This window comes from Neobacillus sp. MER 74, assembly GCF_023714155.1.
This window is the reverse complement of sequence record NZ_JAMAUV010000015.1, coordinates 1-21,706: the sequence shown is the minus strand read 5'-3', so window position 1 is coordinate 21,706 and position 21,706 is coordinate 1. Positions and strand designations below refer to the sequence as shown.

General features: G+C 40.0%; 20 protein-coding genes. 16 read left to right on the top strand and 4 right to left on the bottom strand.

Going from position 1 to position 21,706, the window contains the following annotated elements:
* Positions 1-40 precede the first annotated feature (40 nt).
* From M3610_RS20230 to sdaAA, 4 genes are all read left to right on the top strand, one after another.
* Positions 41-1,021, top strand: a complete 981-nt coding sequence (locus tag M3610_RS20230) for an L-threonine 3-dehydrogenase (RefSeq protein ID WP_251461886.1) — start codon at positions 41-43, stop codon at positions 1,019-1,021.
* A 196-nt stretch (positions 1,022-1,217) separates the two neighbouring features.
* Positions 1,218-2,615: an amino acid permease gene (locus M3610_RS20225; RefSeq protein ID WP_251461884.1), complete on the top strand. Its 1,398-nt coding sequence runs from the start codon at positions 1,218-1,220 to the stop codon at positions 2,613-2,615.
* A gap of 112 nt (positions 2,616-2,727) precedes the next feature.
* Complete coding sequence (gene sdaAB / locus M3610_RS20220) at positions 2,728-3,387, top strand: L-serine ammonia-lyase, iron-sulfur-dependent subunit beta (protein ID WP_098576021.1); 660 nt, start codon at positions 2,728-2,730, stop codon at positions 3,385-3,387.
* Between the two features lie 53 nt (positions 3,388-3,440).
* A complete protein-coding gene (gene sdaAA / locus M3610_RS20215) occupies positions 3,441-4,340 on the top strand; it encodes an L-serine ammonia-lyase, iron-sulfur-dependent, subunit alpha (RefSeq protein WP_098576020.1) in 900 nt (299 codons plus the stop codon).
* A gap of 415 nt (positions 4,341-4,755) precedes the next feature.
* Here sdaAA and M3610_RS20210 read toward each other — a convergent pair whose 3' ends face one another.
* The gene (locus M3610_RS20210) at positions 4,756-5,223 is read right to left on the bottom strand and encodes a phage tail protein (RefSeq protein WP_098576019.1); all 468 of its coding nucleotides are present in this window, start codon (positions 5,221-5,223) and stop codon (positions 4,756-4,758) included.
* Between the two features lie 274 nt (positions 5,224-5,497).
* Between M3610_RS20210 and M3610_RS20205 the strand changes: the two genes are divergently transcribed.
* The 3 genes from M3610_RS20205 to M3610_RS20195 are packed head-to-tail and all read left to right on the top strand — an operon-like array spanning position 5,498 to position 9,690.
* A complete protein-coding gene (locus M3610_RS20205; RefSeq protein ID WP_251461882.1) occupies positions 5,498-7,594 on the top strand; it encodes a DUF4179 domain-containing protein in 2,097 nt (698 codons plus the stop codon).
* A 14-nt stretch (positions 7,595-7,608) separates the two neighbouring features.
* Positions 7,609-8,991, top strand: coding sequence for a M14 family zinc carboxypeptidase (locus tag M3610_RS20200; RefSeq protein WP_251461881.1), 1,383 nt, complete (start codon positions 7,609-7,611; stop codon positions 8,989-8,991).
* A 57-nt stretch (positions 8,992-9,048) separates the two neighbouring features.
* Positions 9,049-9,690 (top strand): pyridoxamine 5'-phosphate oxidase family protein, encoded by a 642-nt coding sequence (locus M3610_RS20195; protein ID WP_251461879.1) that lies wholly within the window; start codon positions 9,049-9,051, stop codon positions 9,688-9,690.
* A gap of 150 nt (positions 9,691-9,840) precedes the next feature.
* Here the strand turns inward: M3610_RS20195 and M3610_RS20190 are convergent, their stop codons facing one another.
* Positions 9,841-10,473 carry a histidine phosphatase family protein gene (locus M3610_RS20190; RefSeq protein ID WP_251461878.1) on the bottom strand — a complete coding sequence of 211 codons (633 nt, stop codon included), beginning with the start codon at positions 10,471-10,473 and terminating at the stop codon, positions 9,841-9,843.
* 337 nt (positions 10,474-10,810) lie between these two features.
* Between M3610_RS20190 and M3610_RS20185 the strand changes: the two genes are divergently transcribed.
* From M3610_RS20185 to M3610_RS20160, 6 genes are read left to right on the top strand one after another with little or no spacing between them, the layout of a single operon-like run.
* On the top strand, positions 10,811-11,914 hold the full coding sequence (locus tag M3610_RS20185) for an amidohydrolase/deacetylase family metallohydrolase (protein WP_251461876.1): 1,104 nt from the start codon (positions 10,811-10,813) through the stop codon (positions 11,912-11,914).
* A complete protein-coding gene (locus M3610_RS20180) occupies positions 11,892-13,001 on the top strand; it encodes a DgaE family pyridoxal phosphate-dependent ammonia lyase (RefSeq protein WP_251461874.1) in 1,110 nt (369 codons plus the stop codon). Before M3610_RS20185 ends, M3610_RS20180 begins: the two co-directional genes overlap by 23 nt.
* The gene (gene dagF, locus M3610_RS20175) at positions 12,998-13,753 is read left to right on the top strand and encodes a 2-dehydro-3-deoxy-phosphogluconate aldolase (protein WP_251461873.1); all 756 of its coding nucleotides are present in this window, start codon (positions 12,998-13,000) and stop codon (positions 13,751-13,753) included. The genes M3610_RS20180 and dagF overlap by 4 nt, the downstream gene beginning before the upstream one ends.
* Positions 13,746-14,759 (top strand): sugar kinase, encoded by a 1,014-nt coding sequence (locus M3610_RS20170; protein WP_251461870.1) that lies wholly within the window; start codon positions 13,746-13,748, stop codon positions 14,757-14,759. Before dagF ends, M3610_RS20170 begins: the two co-directional genes overlap by 8 nt.
* Before the next feature lie 15 nt (positions 14,760-14,774).
* On the top strand, positions 14,775-15,497 hold the full coding sequence (locus M3610_RS20165) for a GntR family transcriptional regulator (RefSeq protein WP_251461869.1): 723 nt from the start codon (positions 14,775-14,777) through the stop codon (positions 15,495-15,497).
* 52 nt (positions 15,498-15,549) lie between these two features.
* Positions 15,550-16,875: a GntP family permease gene (locus M3610_RS20160; RefSeq protein ID WP_251461868.1), complete on the top strand. Its 1,326-nt coding sequence runs from the start codon at positions 15,550-15,552 to the stop codon at positions 16,873-16,875.
* A gap of 127 nt (positions 16,876-17,002) precedes the next feature.
* Here M3610_RS20160 and M3610_RS20155 read toward each other — a convergent pair whose 3' ends face one another.
* Entirely contained in the window at positions 17,003-17,623 is a 621-nt protein-coding gene (locus M3610_RS20155; protein ID WP_098576000.1) for a TetR/AcrR family transcriptional regulator, read from the bottom strand.
* A 252-nt stretch (positions 17,624-17,875) separates the two neighbouring features.
* Between M3610_RS20155 and M3610_RS20150 the strand changes: the two genes are divergently transcribed.
* The 3 genes from M3610_RS20150 to M3610_RS20140 all read left to right on the top strand — a co-directional run bounded on the left by M3610_RS20150 (position 17,876) and on the right by M3610_RS20140 (position 20,872).
* Entirely contained in the window at positions 17,876-18,529 is a 654-nt protein-coding gene (locus M3610_RS20150; protein ID WP_251461867.1) for an HlyD family secretion protein, read from the top strand.
* Between the two features lie 308 nt (positions 18,530-18,837).
* Positions 18,838-20,394: a DHA2 family efflux MFS transporter permease subunit gene (locus M3610_RS20145; protein WP_396953663.1), complete on the top strand. Its 1,557-nt coding sequence runs from the start codon at positions 18,838-18,840 to the stop codon at positions 20,392-20,394.
* A gap of 79 nt (positions 20,395-20,473) precedes the next feature.
* Positions 20,474-20,872: a DoxX family protein gene (locus M3610_RS20140; RefSeq protein WP_251461865.1), complete on the top strand. Its 399-nt coding sequence runs from the start codon at positions 20,474-20,476 to the stop codon at positions 20,870-20,872.
* Between the two features lie 110 nt (positions 20,873-20,982).
* Here M3610_RS20140 and M3610_RS20135 read toward each other — a convergent pair whose 3' ends face one another.
* Positions 20,983-21,480 (bottom strand): acyl-CoA thioesterase, encoded by a 498-nt coding sequence (locus tag M3610_RS20135; protein WP_251461864.1) that lies wholly within the window; start codon positions 21,478-21,480, stop codon positions 20,983-20,985.
* Positions 21,481-21,706 lie beyond the last annotated feature (226 nt).

Below are 21,706 nucleotides of genomic sequence, written 5' to 3'. Positions count from 1 at the left end.
TTGCAAAATTTATAGTAGAAACCTTAGGAGGTAAAGTCTTATGAAAAAAATTCTTATAACTGGCAGTCTTGGACAAATCGGTTCTGAATTGACACACCGTCTCAGAGAAGTGTACGGAACAGAAAACGTTATCGCAACAGACATCCGCCGTATTGAAGGCAATCCAGTCATCGAAAGAGGTACATTTGAAATCCTTGATGTGATGGATTTTAAAGCAATGCTTGACCTTTGCAAAACATATAAAGTCGACACTCTCATCCATCTTGCTGCGCTGCTGTCGGCGGTAGGTGAAACAAAACCAAAATTCGCATGGGATCTAAATATGGGCGGTCTTATGAACGCACTTGAAGTTTCCCGTGAATTAAACCTAAAACTCTTTATACCGAGCTCCATCGCAGCTTTCGGACCGGAAACACCGGCAGATATGACACCTCAGGATACAGTTCAAAGGCCTACCACAATGTACGGTGTTACTAAGGTAGCCGGAGAATTGCTCTGTGACTACTATTTCTCCAAATTCGGTGTAGACGTACGCGGAGTAAGGTTCCCTGGTCTGATTTCTTACAAGACTCTTCCAGGTGGGGGAACAACCGATTATGCAGTTGACATTTACTACGAAGCTCTGAAAAACAAGAAATATACATCTTTCATTGGCAAAGGAACGTTTATGGATATGATGTATATGCCAGATGCAATCGAAGCAATCATTCAATTGATGGAGGCTGATCCTTCACGATTGAAGCACCGCAATGCATTTAACATCACTGCGATGAGCTTTGAGCCAGAACAAATTGCTGCATCAATTAAGAAGTTCATTCCTGAATTTGAAATGTCATACAATGTTGATCCTGTACGCCAAGGCATTGCAAACTCATGGCCAAATAGTATTGATGCCTCTGCCGCACGTGAAGAATGGGATTTTAATCCACAATACGACTTGGATCGTATGACAAAAGACATGTTGGAAAATTTATCAGAGAAATTAGGCATTCCTTTTAGAGAACTTGTATTAGCCTTTTAATTTCTGCAAACTGTACAAACTTCCGTCTACCAGTCTATTATAATCCATCTCTAGAAAAAAGACAATTGTATTTTTCGGGTGGACTACTTTCTGGTGATTATGTTATCTTAAGTTATCTTGCAATAATAAATATGAACATGGGGTTATATGAATCTTGCTTGAATTTTGACAATAAGCGTACAGGGGAGGAAACGAAATGGCAAACAAGGAATTGAGTAGGGGCTTAAGTTCGCGCCATATTCAAATGATTGCTTTGGGTGGAACGATTGGGGTAGGTCTATTTATGGGATCATCCAGCACAATAGGCTGGACGGGTCCATCCGTTATGTTAGCATATGGAATTACAGGAATTTTTCTTTATTTGATAATGCGCGCCATGGGCGAAATGCTCTACTTGGAACCAAGTACAGGTTCATTTGCAACATTTGGATATAAGTATATCCATCCAATAGCAGGATATATGACTGCCTGGAGCAACTGGTTCCAGTGGGTAGTTGTTGGTATGGCGGAAGTTATCGCAATCGGCACATATATGCAGTATTGGTTTCCAGATCTTCCAGCGTGGATCCCAGGCCTAATCGCAATGGTTATCCTTGGGGCAGCGAACTTTATTTCTGTTAAATCATTTGGTGAATTCGAATTTTGGTTTGCGTTGATTAAAGTAGTTACGATTGTATTGATGATTGTTGCAGGTTTTGGCCTGATTTTCTTCGGTCTTGGTAACGGAGGAGAATCAATCGGCTTATCGAACCTCTGGAAAAATGGCGGTTTCTTTACTGGCGGTCTTAAAGGATTCCTCTTTGCCCTATCACTCGTTGTTGGTGCATATCAAGGTGTAGAACTTATTGGTATTACAGCTGGTGAAGCGAAAGATCCTCAGAAAACAATAAGGAACGCGATTCAAAGTACAATTTGGCGTATCCTCGTATTTTATATTGGTGCAATCTTTGTTATTGTCACAGTTTATCCATGGGATCAATTAACTTCTTTAGGAAGCCCGTTCGTAGCAACTTTTGCAAAAATCGGTATTACAGCGGCAGCCGGAATCATTAACTTTGTTGTTATCACTGCTGCGATGTCCGGATGTAACAGCGGTATCTACAGCGCAGGGCGCATGCTTTATACTCTTGGTGTTAATGGTCAAGCTCCAAAAGCGTTTGCAAAGGTTTCGAGTAACGGAGTGCCTTTATTCGGTACAATTGGCGTTCTAATCGGCCTTGGCGTTGGTGTAGTGTTAAGTTATATTGCACCAGAAAAATTGTTTGTGTACGTCTATGCTTCAAGTGTTCTTCCAGGTATGGTTCCTTGGTTTGTCATCTTGATCAGCCAAATCAAGTTCAGAAAGGTTCATGCTGATAAAATGGCCAGCCATCCATTCAAAATGCCTTTTGCACCTGTCACTAACTATGTGACAATTGCTTATCTGACAGCGGTGCTTGTTGGTATGTGGTTCAACGAAGACACTCGTATTTCACTAATTGCGGGTATCGTCTTCCTGGCTATTGTGGCAATCAGCTTTTATGCTTTCGGAATCAACAAGCGTGTACCTGCGGAACTTCAAAAAGAAGATCGGTCAGATAAGAAAGCAGTGTAAATTTTAATACAGAATAGGGACAGTTTTTAAAACTTGTCCCTATTTTTCCTTAAAGGCTGGATGCAAAAGGAATATGAGTAAAGAATCATAAGTATAGGAACGGGTGAAAACAATGAAATATCGATCAGCATTTGAAATCATTGGTCCGATTATGATTGGACCTTCCAGTTCACATACTGCTGGTGCAGTCCGAATTGGCCGCGTGGCCAGAACCCTGTTCGAGTGCCAGCCGAAAAGGGCTGTCCTCTCGCTGTACGGCTCATTTGCAAAGACGTATAAAGGACATGGTACTGACTTAGCTCTCGTAGCGGGATTATTGGATTTTGATACATTTGACGAGCGGATCCCCGAGGCTATGGAAATAGCAGAACAACTGGGCATGGAGGTCATCTTTCAAGAGGAAGAAGCCATTACAGAACATCCCAATACAGTAAAGATTAATCTTTTTGCGGAAGATAAAGAGCTGGAGATCATTGGCATCTCCATCGGCGGAGGAGCCATTGAAATAACAGAAATCAACTCCTTCAAACTAAAATTATCGGGTGACCCTGCAATCCTCGTCATTCATAATGATCGTTTTGGCGTCATCAGCTCGGTAACAAGCATTTTTTCGCAAAATAAAATAAACATCGGTCATATGGAAGTGGCCAGGAAAGATAAAGGCGACATGGCCATCATGGTCATTGAATCGGATGAAAAGATAAATAACCAGTTGGTAAGCGATCTGCAAAAGCTGGACAACGTTGTAAGTGTCATCCGTATTGTTGAATGATAATATTTTCGGGCATTAAACATAAATGATTAGTAGATTCAGGGGGAAATGCTATGTTTCGTAATGTAGCTGAACTTGTTTCGCTGGCGGAACAACATCAGGTAAAAATAGCCGAAATTATGATTCGGCAGGAAATAGAAGTTTCTGGCCTTTCCCGTGAAGAAGTGCTTGCCAAAATGGATCAAAACCTGACCGTAATGGAACGGGCGATCGAACGGGGCATAAAAGGAGTAAAATCACGCACAGGACTCACAGGCGGCGATGCAGTATTGCTGCAAAACTATATTCAAAGCGGGAAATCTCTTACCGGCACATTGCTGTTGGATGCGGTGAGCAAGGCGGTTGCCACGAATGAAGTCAATGCAGCAATGGGCATCATTTGTGCCACACCGACGGCAGGATCGGCGGGAGTCGTTCCAGGTACATTATTTGCAGTAAAGGATAAACTCAATCCAACTAGACAGGAAATGATTGAATTTTTATTTACGGCAGGGGCGTTTGGATTTGTCGTTGCAAACAATGCATCCATTTCAGGGGCTGCAGGCGGTTGTCAGGCAGAAGTAGGTTCGGCTTCAGGGATGGCAGCAGCTGCAATTGTTGAAATGGCTGGAGGTACGCCTAAGCAATCAGCCGAAGCGATGGCCATTACCTTAAAAAATATGCTGGGCCTTGTTTGCGATCCGGTTGCTGGTCTCGTTGAAGTGCCTTGCGTGAAACGGAATGCAATGGGTGCATCCAATGCTTTGACAGCTGCCGATATGGCCCTTGCTGGGATAACCAGCAGGATTCCATGTGACGAAGTTATTGGAGCCATGTATGCGATTGGACAGTCAATGCCTTCTGCGTTAAGGGAAACAGCCGAAGGCGGGTTGGCGGCTACTCCGACCGGACGGAGGCTAGAAGCAGAAATCTTTGGCCATCCGAAAGAAAAACTGATTGATTATTTAGTATAACTCCTTTAAAAAGCTGCCGGTCATTCCAGGCAGCTTTATTTATAGGAATCTATGAAAGGATAGAGGGGAATCTGGGATCATGTGAATCCGCTCGTATCGGAGGGGGCGTGTTAAGCATCCAATCAGATAAATAAAAGGAAAAATTCCGCTTAATTTGTAATTATCATTAAAAATAGCTTAAATAGACGGAGAAATTCCGCCTATCTACTCGTAAAAATTGAAAATGGGGGATTTTGCGCTGAATAGTCGGAAAAACTTCCCTTATTTACCCCGAAACAAGCTCCGTTCCACATTTAACCGGAAAAAATCCGCTTATTTTTGCTGGTTACTTAAAGGAAGATGCTGCTTTATTTTAATTCACGCGGCAAGGAATATGAATAATGGCAGGATTCCTTGACTATCCCTTTTCCTTACTTTAATATTCTCGTTTAATTACAAAAAACGAGCCCCGAATTGTTCCAGCTAGTTTAGATTTCTGTCTAGCAAACTTAAACTTCCCTTCTAACTCCTTGGGTACCTCCATCCCCTCCGAAAGCTTAAAACCAACGGCACGTTTCGGCTTTGAGCCATCTAACGTATACAAGACGTTGACCTCAAGACCATCCTCATAAAAGACGTAAGCCCAATTGATATTTTCCACTTGAAAACGCGAAGTTTCTAAAGGTTTGGCCGCAAACTCTATATCACGTTCTTCTTTCAAAATCCGGTTCACATAATCAATGGTCTCCTGGCTTTCGTCAGCTGGTTCAACCGTAAACTCATGCTTGTATTTATTCATAAAATAACGGGCTTCATTCGCGCGTAAACCAGCAAGCGCTTCTGCTATAGGTGAGGACTCTAAGCCAACTGTAGACACATTTTTAAAATCAACTATATAGGTCATTTCCCTCGCTCCTTTTTCACTTATCTCTAACAATTATTAACACTTCACAGAACTTAATACACATCAAGTAACAAGGTTTCTTCCTGCATCGGTTCCTTCAGATTGAAATCCGGGATTTTATTAATTAAAATGCTTGGAAAATATAGCAGATAGTGGCAGGATACTTTTGTTAAGAAAAGGAAATATAGACCAATTTTAAATGAAATCTATTATAATAGGAAGATAATTCAAAGTATAAATACCATATAGAGAACGAAAAGGGGGGAACGCATGAATGATCCCAGCAAAGATAGATTCTACTTCAATCACTTCAATAAGCAAAAAAAGCGTGGAATCCATCTTCGATTGGTTGGATCAGCATAAACAGGCGTTCTATACGCTTGGTTGGTCCTATCTTAGTAACCAGAAGGAAATGGAAGAGCTTTTTTACCGGTCCATTTTAAAAATCCACAAAGAATTGCCGCGCTTTAAAAGTGAAACATCATTCGAAACATGGGTTACATCCATTTTCATACATATTTGTCGTGAGCTTTCTATTGATAGAGGTTTACAAGCTTCTGGGGAAGGTGAACCACGTCAGAGTATATTTAAAGCACTTGATCAATTGAAAGACATTGAGAAAGAAGCGATGGTCCTTACCTATGTAAAAGGTCTCTCACATGTGGAGGCGGCACAGCTTCTCCAAATATCAGTGGAAAAGCTGAAAGAGCTTTTGTTTTCCGGAATTCAGTCACTTAGGATAGAAATGGGGTACGGTTCATCCTTTAATGGCTGTAAGGAATATTATAAGGATTACATCGATTATTTAGAAAGAACTCTAGATCGCCCGAAAAAGATTGATTTAGAGATACATATTTATCATTGTCAAGAATGTCAGGTGGATTTGGCTGGCTTTCAAGATGTCATGTTAACCATGATAGATCTAACCGATGGGATGAAAGATTTGCATATACCATCCGGTTTCATGGAGAACGTCAAAACAAGGCTGGTAGAAAAGGAAAAGGACAGACAACAAAAGAACAAGAAACGTTTAAGAATGGGCATTGTATTTGCAAGTTTTATAGCATTATTAATAGGTATAGAAGTTTTTACAGGGAGTTTTACTAGCCTCTACTATACTTGGACAGAAAAAGATCAGGAATTGCGTCCCTTTCTGCAACAGGACCTTGGTGAAAGGCTGAACCTGGAAGCGGAAAGTAATGGGGTGAAAATTAAGATCAGAAGTGCGATTGCTGATGATGTTCAGACGCTTGTCTTTTATGAAATCGAAGATACAAATGAAGAAAATCAATATATGATGAATTATGATGATGGGGTTATTGTGGAGAATGAACTTGACCTCATGAATACGGAAGGTCATCCTAGGTACTATCCCCCTGACCTTAAATCAGATGGCAATAAAAAAGAGATGAATGTGTATCAAGGAAAAATTAGTCTGCTGCCACTCAATAAGGAGAATGGAACGATCAAACTAAAAATCACAAGGCTCTTGAAATTGATTCGTGATTCATCTGACCAGAAAGTTATTAGCACTCCCTTGTACCCTGGATATGAAACTGGGGAGTGGAATTTCGAGATTCCTGTGACAAAACAGCCTTCCGTTGAATATGCCTTGAATGAAGAAACAGAAGTCGAGGGGATCCCGGTTCGATTTGATAAACTAACCATTGCCCCAACAGCAACGATTCTGCAATATGGTATTAATAATGAAAAGCCAGAGAAGATGATTGATGTTCTTAATTTTGGCAATCTGGAAGTGAACAATAAAATTGTAAAAACTGATCTGTATGGCAGCTCTTTTATGAATTCACAGCAAGACATGAATTGGACGACTTTTCAAACAAACTTTGAACCCCTTTTCGGAGAAAAGCCAAAAGAGGTTCACGTTCAACTCGCATCTATTAATTTAACGTTTCAAGACCCAAAAACCATCGAACTGGATGCTGCTAAGCAATATCCTCAAACTTTTGAATATGCAGGCAGTACAATCTCTATCGACAAACTGGAAGTTGGACAGCCCTCCATTATTGTCATAAGCGATCATGAAGTGAAGAATCGAGCGTATGAGGCGCTTAACTTCAATATTGTGGGAGAAGATGAAAACGAGCCGATTACTACGGAGATGAATACGGATGGAGTGCTCGTTGATAAAAATGGGACGGAATACGATACGAATGAATTCCCAGTCCCTTTTGATGAAATCGAGCAGCCTCGTTATTTCGTAACCGTTCAAAGCATGAAGTTGGACGGTAACGGCACTGGTGAGAAAGTGGTTCCTAAAAAGCTGGAGATTTTTGGATATAGTGCAACGAAATATTTGGAAGATGTGGTGAAGATTTCGTTGAAAAAAACTCGGCATAAAAAGAAATGAAAGGAAGCTATTATATGAATTTTCAATCTGTTGTTGCTAATGTTCCTGATTATAAAGCTTTTCTGACGGTTGATGAAATGGATGAGAGCTGCAGGAAGCTTGCTAATGAGTTTCCCAATCTCGTTACCGTATTTGAAGCTGGAAAATCTAGAAAGGGACATTCGATTTTATGTATGAAAATTGGAGATGGTCCAAAGAATGCTTTATGCTTTGCCTGTCCTCACCCTAATGAACCGATTGGTGCCATGACACTTGAGTACTTTTCACGTGCTTTGGCTGAGAATGACGAATTACGAGAAGGATTAGGCTTTACATGGTACATGATTAAATGTATTGACCCTGATGGTGTTCGTCTAAATGAAAACTGGTTCAAAGGGCCGTTTAATGTTTATACTTACGCGAAAAATTATTTTCGGCCCATCGGCTATGAACAGGTGGAGTGGACTTTTCCGATTGATTACAAAGAGCTGCATTTTCACAACCCGCTTCCTGAAACCCAAGCTTTAATGAATTTAATACAAGAAATCAAACCAGAGTTTATGTATTCCCTCCATAATGCAGGGTTTGGGGGAGCTTATTGGTACTTGTCACATGATCTGCCAGAACTGTATGAAGGTTTGAGGGAATCAGCTATTAAACAAGGGATCCCCTTAAATTTAGGAGAGCCAGAGGAACCATTCATTACAAAATTTTCTCCCGCAATCTTTAAAAATATGACAATCGCTGAAGCGTATAATTTCATAGAAACATTTAGCGGTGAGAAGCCAAATATAAAAAATGGAACTTCAAGTTCAGACTACGCAGCGGGCGTAGCAGACTGTGTAACTCTTCTTACTGAGCTTCCTTATTTTTTTGATTCTCGAATTGAGGACTTGAGTGAGGGAGAAATCACACGGAAAGAAGCCATTTTACAGGGGGTAAAGCAATCACAAGCTCATTTTGCCCGTCTAGATCAGCTTCTAACAGAAGTCCGTCCTTATATCTGTGAAGAAAACCCATTTGTAAAACTAGTAGAAGAAGTGATTCAGTATATTAAAGAAGGCAGTGATGCCAAAATCAACTGGGCTGAAAGTAATCCCGAATTTGAAAAAAATGCTTCCATTGCAGAGATTTTTGATAATTTACAGGCTGCAAAGTTTTATAATGGCTTGTACTTAGGTTTAACCGTTCGTACGTGTGAATATGAAATCGAACGGCTTAGGCAGCAAAAAAATAAAGAAGAGATGGCCTTGAGCAAACTCATGGCCACCTGCGAGAAAGGTCAACAGTTCTTAAAAGAGTATTGTGAAAACCTTGACTGTGGGCTTGATTATACGGCGATTCCCATACAAAAGCTTGTCCGTATTCAAGTAGAGAGTGGACTGCTAGTGGCTAATTATATTCGTGAAAATCGATAAACATCAACACGGAGGAACCTTGTTATTATTGCTAGGATAAGGAAGGGGAGTGTGGTAATGCCGGTACCTAATCTTACATGTAAAGAAAAAATTGAAACAGAGGATGAATTACGTTCGATTATAGGGGAACCGAGTGAACTAGTTAGAAAAAAAGTGATTTCCTATGTAGACGATCATTGTAAGGATTTTATTTCCCGTTCTCCTTTTCTAGTGATCTCTACTTCTGATGCTTCTGGATATTGTGATGTTTCACCTCGTGGAGACACGCCTGGGTTTGCTCTTGTCCTTGATGAAAAGCATATCATTATACCAGAACGGCCAGGGAATAAGAGAATAGATACATTGCGAAATATTTTATCCAATCCAAAGGCAGGTCTGCTTTTTCTTATTCCTGGTCTGGGGGAAACGTTAAGAGTCAATGGAAAAGCATACTTGGTGAAAGATGACATTCTCCTTGCACAAATGGCCCATCAAGGAAAGAACCCCTTGGTTGGAATCTGCATTGAAGTGGAAGAATGCTTTATTCATTGTGCAAAAGCGATGAAACGATCAGGCCTTTGGGAACCGGAAACATGGAGTGAAAAGGGGTCACTTCCAAATGCAGCAAAAATCCTATTAGAACATTCAAAAATCCCCGACATGACCGAAAAGGAACTAAACAAAGTGCTCGAAGAAGATTATTTGAACGAACTCTACTAGAGTTCAAATAAGGCGAACAGTGACTGACACTGTTCGCCTTATCCGTCATATACTTGCGAAAAATCTATGCTGATTCTTGATCGGAGGCTTTTTCCTGAATTAAACTCTGAGAATTGCTTTTCTTTTAACCAATAGAGTTATGATTGGATTTTATTTTTTGTAGTTTTTATCTCTAAAAGAAGTATCAGCAATCCTGTCTACATAAAATTCACCGTTCAAATAGCTGATTACAGAAACACTGCAATTATCATGGTGAATATAACTGCTCATTTTTGCTAATTGCATTAAATAGTTGCCGATTGTAACTCCGTGTGAAAATACTAGAACATTGCCACCGTCATGTTTATGTTTATGAACAATCTCATTGATAGCAGTGTTTGTCCGTGAAAAAAGCTGTAAGTAGGATTCTCCTTCAGGTGCTGATAGATTTAAATCGCTAATGCTGAATAATGTTTCTAGGATATTCCCATATTGAGCTAGAATTTCCGTTTGTAATAGGGATTCCAATGCACCGAAGTTCATTTCCTTTAGACGTGGATCCGTTATGATGGGGATGTTTCGATGGCCAATGGCATACCTAGCCGTATCTACTACTCTCTGGCTTTCACTTGCGTATACTGCTTTAAATTCGATATCAGATAAACCAATTCCTACAGATTTCGCCTGTTCAATTCCTTTATCCGTAAGAGGTGAATCACAAAATCCTTGTAATCGTTTCTCTACATTAAAAAGGGTCTCTCCATGCCGAACAAAATAAAGCTTCACTTCTTTTTCAGAGGACACGCGTAACCACCTGCTTTGTATTGGATTTAATAGATTGATAAATTGAATTTTACCACACCATTGAAGTAGTTTGTAATTAAATTCACCAAGCAATTTCAAGGAAATTTAAATCATTGGATGAAGTGAAAGGCATTTTTGTGCCTGCATTTGCTTTTTTCAAGGAATAATAAATTCAAAGAGATTTTTTAGAAGCTAAATATAACCTCTAAACATTATAACGTTATATTGACCGAAGTGAAAATACGTGGTAACCTAATCCTGTAAGTAAAACAAACGAGGTAGATAAAACCGCATACAAGTACCCACTTTATTAGGTTTACCGAAAAGGATGAGGGAAATGAAAGATTGTTTTGTATTGCAGAATGTAAAACTGATCACTGGAAATTCTGTAGACATCATCGTAGAAAATAAAAAAATCCAAAACATTGTTCCGGCAGGTACTGGAAATGGCGGAAATGTAATGAACTTTAAACATCAAGTGGTGGTTTCCAGCGGCTGGATTGATATGCATGTCCATGCCTTTCCAGAATTTGATCCATATGGTGATGATGTAGATGAGATTGGCTATAAAACAGGGGTAACAACGATTGTAGATGCCGGCAGTACGGGTGCTGATCGTTTGCCTGACTTGGTTTACAGCTGTAAAAAGTCGAAGACGAATGTTTTTGCCTTTATAAATATCTCACGAATTGGCCTTAAGCGTATCGATGAATTATCCGACCTTTCGTGGCTCGATGAGGATGCGTTAAAAGCAGCCATAGCCGAACACAAAGATTTTATTGTTGGACTGAAAGCGAGGATTAGTAAAAGTGTCGTGGGGCCAAATGGAGTAGAACCACTAAAAGTGGCCAGAAAATTTTCTAAGGACACTGAGCTGCCATTGATGGTTCATATTGGTTCAGGACCGCCGGATATTAATGATGTCCTTGATTTGCTTGAGAAAAAGGATATTATCACCCATTACTTAAACGGGAAAGACAATAATTTATTTGATGAAGCAGGAAAACCTCTTCCCAAGCTGCTGGATGCAATGAAACGAGGAGTACATTTGGATGTTGGCCATGGGAATGCAAGCTTTTCTTTCCAAACGGCAGAGCGAGCGAAAGAGTATGGTATCCACTTTGATACCATCAGCACGGATATCTATCGGAAAAATCGCTTGCACGGCCCGGTGTATAGTATGGCCAGTGTATTATCTAAATTTTTGTATTTAGGCTATCCCTTAAAAGAGGTCATAGATGCCGTTACAGTTAAAGCGGCAGACTGGTTGAATAAGCCGGAACTAGGCAGGATTTCTGCGGGAGATTTAGCCAACCTCACTTTATTTTCAATAGAGGATGGAGTGACTACGCTGATGGATTCCGAAGGAGATGAACGAACAGCAGAGCAGAAAATTGTCGTAAAAGGAGTGGTTATTAATGGAGAATACATTGAATGCTAAATATGGCTTGAAGAGGGTTATCAATGCAAGCGGCCGGATGAGTATTTTAGGTGTTTCAGCCCCAACAGACACCGTAATGGAAGCTATGAAAATAGGCGGTCAAAATTATGTTGAAATCGCTGATTTAGTTGATAAGGCAGGACAGCATATCGCTGATCTAATTCAATCAGAGGCAGCTGTCGTCGTGAATTCGGCATCGAGTGGAATCGCTCTTTCTGTTGCAGCAATCGTGACGGAAGGAAACCGGCGAAGAAGTGAAAGACTTCATCAAGAAACTATTCAAAAAAATGAAATCATCATGCTGAAGGGCCATAACGTTCAATACGGGGCTCCGGTGGAAACAATGGTTTTCCTCGGCGGCGGAAAATTAGTGGAAGTCGGATATGCCAATGAGGGTAAAGCGGAGCACATTGCCGATGCCATAACTGAAAATACGGCGGCGATTCTTTTCGTCAAATCCCACCACGCTGTTCAAAAAAATATGATTTCTGTTGAAGAGGCTTTTGAAATAGCGCAAGCGAATCATGTTCCATTGATTGTCGATGCAGCTGCGGAGGAAGATTTAAAAAAATATGTACAAGTTTCTGATTTAGCAATTTATAGCGGCTCGAAAGCGATTGAAGGTCCAACGTCCGGAATAGTTGCCGGAAAACAAAAATATATCGATTGGGTAAAGGTTCAATTGCATTGCATAGGCAGAAGCATGAAGGTCGGCAAAGAAACAACCTTTGGATTATTGCAGGCATTAGATGAGTATTTTGTCAAAACCGACAATAGCGTAAAGGAAAAAGCCAGCCTAGAAGTTCTTAAATCACTTGAATCAATTGACGGTGTAAAAGTTACGATTGTACAGGATGAAGCAGGCCGTGCCATTTTCAGAGCTCGGATTCACATTGATCCGGCTGTGACGAAAACAACTGCGAAGGAAGTAAATGACAAGCTAAGAAATGGTGAAATTGCGATCTATACCCGTGATTACGGAATTCGACAGGGCTTTTTCGATCTTGATCCACGACCATTACAGGGTGACGACATTTACGTAATTGAAGGCCAATTAAGAGCAATTTTAGGAGGAAACAAACAATGACAAACATTGAAAAACGTTTTTATCACAACCGCGTTGCCTTGAATGTTCTAGCTAATAGCATTGAAAATGCGGTCGAAGTTTTTGAAGCGGCGGAAGGACATGTACTAGTTGGGGTGCTTTCAAAGGATTATCCTACGGTAGAGGCTGCTGTAACTGCGATGAAGGAATATGGGGCAGCGATTGATGAAGCCGTATCAATTGGCCTTGGTGCGGGTGATAATAAACAAGCAGCAGTGGTCGCGGAAATCGCAAAATCCTATCCGGGAAGTCATATCAATCAAGTGTTTCCTACGGTGGGGGCAACACGTGCCAATTTAGGAGAGAATGATAGCTGGATTAATTCTCTCGTATCTCCAACAGGAAAAGTAGGGTATGTGAATATTTCGACTGGTCCTGTAAGTGCTGCAGCGGATGAAACAGCAATTGTTCCTATCAAGGCGGCAATTGCGTTGGTGCGGGATATGGGTGGAAATGCTTTGAAATACTTTCCAATGAAAGGCTTAAAGCATGAGGATGAGTTCCGTGCAGTTGCGAAAGCTTGCGGTGAAGAAGGGTTTGCGTTAGAGCCAACTGGTGGAATTGATTTAGATAATTTTGAGACCATTTTAGAGATCGCTTTGGAAGCAAAAGTGCCTAAAATTATTCCTCACGTATATTCCTCTATTATTAATAAGGAAACAGGAAAAACAAATCCGGATGATGTGAGATTACTACTTGCCATTACGAAAAAATTGGTTGAGAAATATGCCTAAACAAATTGTTGCTTTCGGGGAAGTCATGATGCGTTTGCAGGTGCCGGGATACGAATTACTGACTCAGGCTAACACATTACAATACTCTTTTTCAGGCACGGGGGTAAACGTTGCTTCTGCGATGACTAAGTTAGGCCATAATGGCTATCTTGTGACAAAATTACCAGATAATCCTTTAGGTGATGCGGCAATTTCTTTCTTACAGCGATTGGGCATCAATCAAAGATTCATTTCTAGAGGCGGAAAAAATCTTGGTTTGTATTTTTTAGAAAATGGTTTTGGGCAGCGGGCGAGCAGGGTTACCTATACGAATCGCCTAGAGAGCAGCTTTAATACTGCCTGTGGTTCGGATTACGATCTGGACTTGATTGCAGATCAGGCAGATATTATTCACTTTTGCGGTATAACGCTTGCCATGACCGATGGGGTCCGTGATAGTATGAAAGTACTGGCTAAAAAGGTAAAAGAAAAAGGCGGATTAGTTTGTTTCGACTGTAATTACCGCCCTTCCTTATGGGAGGGGGGCTACAGCGAGGCGAAACCCCATTATGAAGACATGCTAGACTTGGCTGATATCGTCATGATGAATGAAAAAGATGCGCTGTATATTTTAGGAATGGAAACAGCAGAAACGTCCCGGGAGGAACAGCTGAAAGACCTCATTCCTAAGGTGGCAAAACACTTCGATATTCAAACGATTGCGGGAACACACAGAGGGATTAATAGTGATAATACCCATTCTTTACAGGGATATATGTATAAAGACGGGCAGTTTCACTTCTCAGAAAAGATTTCTTTTTCCGTATATGATCGAATTGGAGCCGGAGATGCGTATACTAGCGGGATTCTACATGGCGAGCTGGCTGGATTTTCACATGAGAAAACAGTCCAGTTTGCAGCAGCAGCAGGAATGCTGGCCTGCACCATCGTTGGCGATACCCCGATGTCGACGGAAGCTGAGATTTTGTCCGGCATGACTGGAACCATTAATGATATAAAGAGATGAAGGAGCGAATAGGGAATGAATGTGAAGCGAAAAAAGGGCCCATTGTATTTACAAATTAAAGAAATTTTGAAGGATCGTATTTTACATGGTGTTTATTCGATTCACACCAACATTCCCTCTGAGCCCCAATTAGAAGAAGAATTTAATGTTAGCAAAATTACCATACGTAATGCCATTAAAGAACTGGTTCAAGAAGGATATCTGGAGAAAAAAAGCGGCAAAGGAACAAGGGTCATTGCGAACGTTTCGATTGCCAAGCTTTCAAAAGGGAAACGCTTTACGGAATTATTAGTAGAAGATGGCCACCACATTACCAAAAAGATATTAAGTATTAAAAGGCTTGAATTGGTTCAGGATTCAGAACTTTATTCTTTATTTGGGGACCATTGTATTCAAATTGAACGACTCTACATATTGGACAATGAGCCTTATATTCATTTTACTCATTACATCCTATTAGACATGAGTGAGGCAGATGTAGAGGATGTCAATATCGGATCGTTATACCGCTTTTTAGAAGAGAAAAATATTCGACTAGAATCATTCCGTGACGAATTTGCGGTTTCGATCGCATCTAGTCATGTTAGCGAAAGACTAAATTTAGAAAAAGACACAGCTGTATTAAAAAGAATTCGTCGTTCTAGTGACGATGAAGGAAATGTAGTGGAATATAGCGAGGGTTACTATAATACAACTAAACAAAATTATATTGTTACGTATAATGATTCCATGCAGTAACCCGATTTTCTGTATTTAATGTAAGCGATTACCTAGGGGAGAGTGAGAAAAGATGAGTTTATATTTAATAGGTATTACATTGGCAGCCATTGTAATCGTTATTTTAGGAGTATCCTGGTGGAAATGGCATGCATTTATCAGTTTAACGGTAGCAGGCCTGTTTCTGGCTGTTTTTTCTGGCGTACCAATGGACAAGATTGTTACTGCCTATGAAACGGGAGTGGGCGCTGTCCTTGGACATCTAATTGGAATTTTAGCCTTGGGAACCATCTTAGGTAAAATGATGTCCGACTCAGGTGCGGGCATGCAAGTAGCCGATTTCTTTATCAAGAGATTTGGTGTGAAATACCTGCCATGGGCGATGCTTCTTTCTGGATTTATTATCGGGATTCCTGTATTTTTTGAGGTTGGTCTAGTAATCTTGCTGCCTTTGGTTATTTCGATTCGCAAATCTACGAAACAAAATATCCTATTAATAGGTATCCCGGTGCTTGCCGGATTGTCGATTGTACACGGATTAGTTCCTCCGCATCCGGGTGCGATGACTGCGATTGGCATATATAATGCAAACTTAGGACATGTAATGCTTTATTCATTAATTATTGCTTTTCCAACTGCTATCATTGCCGGTCCTTTATTTTCAAAATGGATTCAAAAACGGCTAACTCCTGATGGTGAACCTGAATTAATCCGAGTTGTGACAAAGTCAAGCGGATTACCAAGTACTTCGATTTCGTTTTTCATTATCTTACTGCCTGTTTTATTAATTATGTTAACAGTAATTGCTCCATATCTATCACTGCCAGGTGCGATAGAAAAATTCCTATTATTTATTGGCAGCCCGGTCATTTCCTTACTAATCGCCTGTTTTACAGCCTATTTCTTCCTGGGCTACCGACAGGGCATGGACAGGACGTTAATCAAAAAATTAACGGAAGAATGTTTATTGCCGTTAGCTTCGATTATTCTCATTATTGGGGCAGGTGGAGCGTTCAAGCAAATTCTAATTGAAAGCGGTGTCGGAAACGCTATTGCAGCAATGTCCGAGCAGATGTCCTTGTCACCGATTGTCCTTGCCTTCCTGGTTGCTGGATTAATCCGAGTCGCTACTGGTTCAGCAACAGTAGCGTTAACAACCGCTGCCGGAATTGTTTCTCCAGTAGTGGAACATATGTCAGGTGTTAACTTGGAATTATTAGTTATTGCTACGGGTGCAGGTTCACTAATGCTCTCACATGTAAATGATGCCGGTTTCTGGTTGGTAAAAGAATATATGGGTTTAACGGTTAAAGAAACATTCAAGACATGGACAGTCATGGAAACGATACTTTCTTTTGTCGCCTTTATTCTAGTTTTAATTTTAGATGTATTTGTTTAAGGTCATAGATTTCACTTTTTGAAAAAACAATAGAATACTATAAAAATAGGGAGTTCCATTAAACAGGAACTCCCTATTTATTTCTCATAATAATATATATTAATACCAAGTTTCAGTTTTCCTAAGTTTATTTAGGATCCTTATAAAAACCTTTTTTAAGTAATTCAATCTCCAACGAAAAGGTCTTTATAACATCTTTAATTTGCATCTCTTTTCCGAATGCATGGGCGAGATTCTGAAACGAAACAGCCATCAGCATTTTAAAGATGTGGTAGAGATCTTCCTCATTCGATATGTTTATATTCTCCGGGTTAATTAAGTGGATAATTTCAAAAAATTTGCTTTTTCTTCTTTCCCCATACATATTCTGAGTAAATGTTTTTTCGAATTTGTAATTCATATTTAAAAAGGCATTTTTAAAATATTGCCGATTTTCTGGTTCTTCAAAAATAATAAGAATGCCTTTAAACCAATCCATAATAGACTCAAATAAATCTCCATTGTTCATTTTGATGATTGCGATAAATCGCTCATAATTCCGTTGCGAATGCTCATGTAATAAATAGTAGAATAGATCTTCTAGGTCTTCAAAATATTGATAGAAACTTCCCCTGGGGATTCCAGCGTCCTTGATCACATTCGAAATGGAAGCCTCATGTAAAGGGGCCCTCGAAAACTCCTTCTTAGCAGCATTCATTAATGATCTTTGTTTTTCGTTTGATAAATTAAAAAAGGTTTGTTTTGGCATTTGACGAGCTCCTTTTTTGAAATGATAACGTGTCATAATAGAATTAAAAATATGATAATATTCCTATATTTATTTGTCAATATTCCAAATGACAATGTGTCATTTTGTTTATTGACGCTCAAAAATAGATTATTTATAATTCATTCTATACGTTATTAAGTAAGGAAAGCAAAGGAAGGGAGAGCGTGATTAGCGGACACATAATGAATGGAGAACACGAAACTATTCATCCATTAAGGGAGGAAAAAAGGAATGAGCACTAAAAAATTGCTGTTATTGAACGTTATTATTCTACTTATATTAGTGGGTGGTGGTGTTGGAGGATATGCTTATTATAATGGAGCAGTAAATTATTTATCGACGGATAATGCCCAAATAGCAGGACAACAAGTAACGATTGCTGCTCCGGCCAATGGCAAATTGACCAATTGGGAAGTCAATCTTGGTGATCGTTTTTCAAAGGATTCTAAAGTTGGAGCCATTGCAACAACGGATGAAAAAGGTAAACCTATTGACATGAAAGTGACAATGCCAACAGACGGGACGATCGTTCAGAATAGTGGAGTTCAAAATTCATTTGTGGCTGCAGGAACACCATTAGCGAAAGAATATGATTTTAATAATCTTTGGGTTACAGCAAATATTGAGGAAACCAAAATTGATGAAGTGACAATCGGGCAGGATGTCGATATCTATGTGGATGCCTTTCCAAATAACACGTTAAAAGGAAAAGTACAGCAAATTGGTTTAGCGACGGCTGGAACATTCTCTTTGTTACCAAGTTCGAATAATACAGGGAACTACACTAAAGTGACTCAAGTAATTCCAGTGAAAATTTCCATTGATGATAATAAAGGTGTAGCCATCGTTCCCGGTATGAACGTAACAGTACGGATTCATAAGTAGGTGATAACATGCTAATTTATATCACTGTTTATGTTGTCTTAGGCCTATTGCTGTTACTCTTAATAAATTTAAGAATATTCAATAAAAAGAGATTAAACAAAGCACAAACAAAAAAAATGAATGAAGAGGTAATCGAGAAGGCCGCTTTCCCTGAGACTAATGAAGAGGAGATTAAGGAAAATATACCTCAGATTGAAATCAAGGACATAACGGCTGAGGAGATTTCCTTAAAGGAAGTGTTGAAAGATTCTGCTCATCTGGAAGCAGAATTGGAAGATGCAGTGGAGGATGTTCAGCCGAAAGAAAGCATGAAAAAGCAGAAAGAATTATCTGCTTCCGATTCTGAGAAAGATTCAGGAAACGGAAAAATTCTTGTGGCTTTAATGCTAGGTGCGTTTGTTGCTATTTTGAATCAAACCTTACTGAATGTAGCGATTCCTCATATTATGAATGATTTGGGGATTTCAGCCAATACCGTACAATGGCTCTCCACAGGATATATGTTAGTAAACGGAATTGCGATTCCTATAACGGCCTATTTAATAGAGAAGTTTGGAACAAGAAAACTGTTCATCAGCGCCATTTTTCTATTTACATTGGGTTCAGTAGTTTGTTCAGTGTCAGCAAACTTTAGTATGCTCATGATTGGAAGGGTCATTCAGGCTTGCGGTGCAGGTATTATTATGCCCCTGTTAATGACTGTGTTTTTTGCCTTATTTCCTCCGGAAAAGCGCGGCAAGGCTATGGGGATTATGGGGATTGTTATGATATTTGCTCCTGCGATTGGTCCAACATTATCCGGTTGGCTCATTGGCCATTTTTCATGGCGGTTATTGTTTGATATTGTTATCCCAATCGGTGTGCTTGATTTAATTCTTAGCTTCATGTGGATGAAGGACGTTACTAAAGTCACAAATCCTAAATTTGATTTCTCAGGATTTTTATTTTCAACCCTAGGATTTGGGTTCTTGTTATACGGATTCAGTGAAGCGGGTAATGATGGCTGGTCCAGTAAAACGGTGGTTATCTCCTTAATCATTGGAATAATTTCTTTAATCTGTTTTGTTTGGCGGGAACTGACGGCAGAAAAGCCAATGCTTGATTTACGGGTCTTTAAATATGATATTTTCGCCTTAACAACCGTTATCAGTATGATTGTTAACATGGCTATGTTTGGCGCCATGATCTTACTTCCGATTTATTTGCAAAACATTCGAGGGTATACAGCTTTACAATCAGGTCTGTTGATGCTTCCGGGTGCCATCGTGATGGGCATAATGTCCCCTATCTCAGGAGCCCTTTTTGATAGAATCGGGGCAAGATGGCTTGCCGTTACTGGATTGGCGATTACTGTACTTACCACATGGGGATTTACCAGCCTGAGTATGACAACCAGTTATGGCCATATTCTGTTTTTATACGTAATGCGGATGTTTGGAATGTCCTTTATCATGATGACCGTCATGACAGAAGGACTGAATCAGTTACCACGTCACCTTGGTGCTCATGGGACGGCAGCCTCGAATACCGCAAGGCAAGTCGCTGGAAGTATAGGGACCGCCTTCCTAGTTACAGTTATGACGACAAGACAAGGATTTCATTATAGTGAGTATGGGGATGCCATCTCAAGTTCCAATTCTTTTATAACCAGCAGTTTATCGCAGCTAGCTCAAGGTTTGTCAGCTTTCACGAACCTGCCGGCTGCAACCGGAAAAGAGCTCTCCACCTATTTAATTTACGGTCAAACCATGCAGCAAGCTACGATTGAAGGGATAAATGATGCCTTTATTGTTGCAACTGGAATCGCATTTGTAGCCTTAGTTCTATCGTTCTTCATCAAACGGTCCCGAGTAAATCAACAGTAAAAAGTAGTAAGTTAAATGGAATATTTAGTTGTCCGGCTTTAATTATGTTGGGCTATCGTCTTTGAAAGAAGGGGTAGGAATGATAAATTTAGGGCTCTTGATAATTCGGTTGGCTGTTGGAATGACGTTCGCGGGGCATGGATGCCAAAAATTATTCGGCTGGTTTGGCGGTCCAGGTGTAGTCAAATTTGGTGAATATTTAGGGTCGATTGGAATCAAGACAGGCAGCAAGACATGGGCAATTTTAGCAGGAATATTTGAATTGGCTGGCGGACTGCTGTTTTCAGCGGGACTGTTCACCTGGCTGGGTGCAATCCTTATCATAATCGTTATGATTGACGCCATCTTCACCGTCCATGGCAAGAATGGCTTTTGGCTGACTGAAGGCGGTTATGAATATAACTTTATTTTGATCGCTGTAGTCCTTGGGGTGGCGCTCATTGGACCAGGTGAGTACGTATTAATTTATAAGGCATAGTTCAAACGGATCGTTCTGCTAGTTTTATTTGCGCAAATAATGGCCTTCATCCCATGATGAAGGCCATTTCCTTGCTTTTACTCGAATTTTTCATAGAAATCGAACTTCTATTAGTGTGTTAAGAAAGCAGCTAATGCTTTGCTCTTTTGTTTTCGCTCCTTTCGCATTATTGCTCGGTCCGGTGCAGATTCATGCAATTTTTTTTCTTCTTCAGTTTCAGGAATGACCTGTGGAACATGTGATGGACGTTTATGCTGATCAAGTGCAACAAACGTTAATAGAGCAGTAGCTGCAATTCTACGCTCACCACTTTTTAAATCTTCAGCAATAATCTTTACAAAAACCTCCATGGATGATGTACCCGTCCATGTCACATAGGATTCAAAACAAACCGAATCTGATGTATGAATGGGACATAAAAAGTCTACTGAATCGGTTGAGGCTGTTACACATTCTGTGCGACTATGACGAGCTGCGGAAATGGACGCTACCTGGTCCACATCACTCATTAATCGTCCGCCAAATAATGTATTGTGATTGTTTACGTCATTTGGGAATACACGACTTGTTCGTATAACTCTGGACTCTTTACAAAATTTTGCTTCCATTTAATTCTCCCCCTACTGTGTTTAAAAACTTCAGATGCTTTACGGATAAGGATAATATAATTATCTGAATAATTAAAATTGAAAAAAATTATACTTACTTGAATGAATTTCATATTTCCAATCCCTTGTCTCTCAAGCGTTTCAAGGCATGAAAAAAGGAGTACCTCCCCAAATTCTTGTATAATGTAAGTGACCAAACAAACATTACATGAATAGAAAAGAGGTT

What these genes read in the sequence shown, in the direction of transcription:
- M3610_RS20165 (WP_251461869.1), top strand. Translation starts at nt 14,775, where the DNA reads ATGAATGTGAAGCGAAAAAAGGGCCCATTGTATTTACAAATTAAAGAA.
- M3610_RS20170 (WP_251461870.1), top strand. Translation starts at nt 13,746, where the DNA reads ATGCCTAAACAAATTGTTGCTTTCGGGGAAGTCATGATGCGTTTGCAG.
- dagF (WP_251461873.1), top strand. Translation starts at nt 12,998, where the DNA reads ATGACAAACATTGAAAAACGTTTTTATCACAACCGCGTTGCCTTGAAT.
- M3610_RS20145 (WP_396953663.1), top strand. Translation starts at nt 18,838, where the DNA reads ATGAAAAAGCAGAAAGAATTATCTGCTTCCGATTCTGAGAAAGATTCA.
- M3610_RS20155 (WP_098576000.1), bottom strand. Translation starts at nt 17,623, where the DNA reads ATGCCAAAACAAACCTTTTTTAATTTATCAAACGAAAAACAAAGATCA.
- M3610_RS20160 (WP_251461868.1), top strand. Translation starts at nt 15,550, where the DNA reads ATGAGTTTATATTTAATAGGTATTACATTGGCAGCCATTGTAATCGTT.
- M3610_RS20140 (WP_251461865.1), top strand. Translation starts at nt 20,474, where the DNA reads ATGATAAATTTAGGGCTCTTGATAATTCGGTTGGCTGTTGGAATGACG.
- sdaAA (WP_098576020.1), top strand. Translation starts at nt 3,441, where the DNA reads ATGTTTCGTAATGTAGCTGAACTTGTTTCGCTGGCGGAACAACATCAG.
- sdaAB (WP_098576021.1), top strand. Translation starts at nt 2,728, where the DNA reads ATGAAATATCGATCAGCATTTGAAATCATTGGTCCGATTATGATTGGA.
- M3610_RS20200 (WP_251461881.1), top strand. Translation starts at nt 7,609, where the DNA reads ATGAATTTTCAATCTGTTGTTGCTAATGTTCCTGATTATAAAGCTTTT.
- M3610_RS20225 (WP_251461884.1), top strand. Translation starts at nt 1,218, where the DNA reads ATGGCAAACAAGGAATTGAGTAGGGGCTTAAGTTCGCGCCATATTCAA.
- M3610_RS20195 (WP_251461879.1), top strand. Translation starts at nt 9,049, where the DNA reads ATGCCGGTACCTAATCTTACATGTAAAGAAAAAATTGAAACAGAGGAT.
- M3610_RS20205 (WP_251461882.1), top strand. Translation starts at nt 5,498, where the DNA reads ATGATCCCAGCAAAGATAGATTCTACTTCAATCACTTCAATAAGCAAA.
- M3610_RS20210 (WP_098576019.1), bottom strand. Translation starts at nt 5,223, where the DNA reads ATGACCTATATAGTTGATTTTAAAAATGTGTCTACAGTTGGCTTAGAG.
- M3610_RS20135 (WP_251461864.1), bottom strand. Translation starts at nt 21,480, where the DNA reads ATGGAAGCAAAATTTTGTAAAGAGTCCAGAGTTATACGAACAAGTCGT.
- M3610_RS20150 (WP_251461867.1), top strand. Translation starts at nt 17,876, where the DNA reads ATGAGCACTAAAAAATTGCTGTTATTGAACGTTATTATTCTACTTATA.
- M3610_RS20185 (WP_251461876.1), top strand. Translation starts at nt 10,811, where the DNA reads ATGAAAGATTGTTTTGTATTGCAGAATGTAAAACTGATCACTGGAAAT.
- M3610_RS20230 (WP_251461886.1), top strand. Translation starts at nt 41, where the DNA reads ATGAAAAAAATTCTTATAACTGGCAGTCTTGGACAAATCGGTTCTGAA.
- M3610_RS20180 (WP_251461874.1), top strand. Translation starts at nt 11,892, where the DNA reads ATGGAGAATACATTGAATGCTAAATATGGCTTGAAGAGGGTTATCAAT.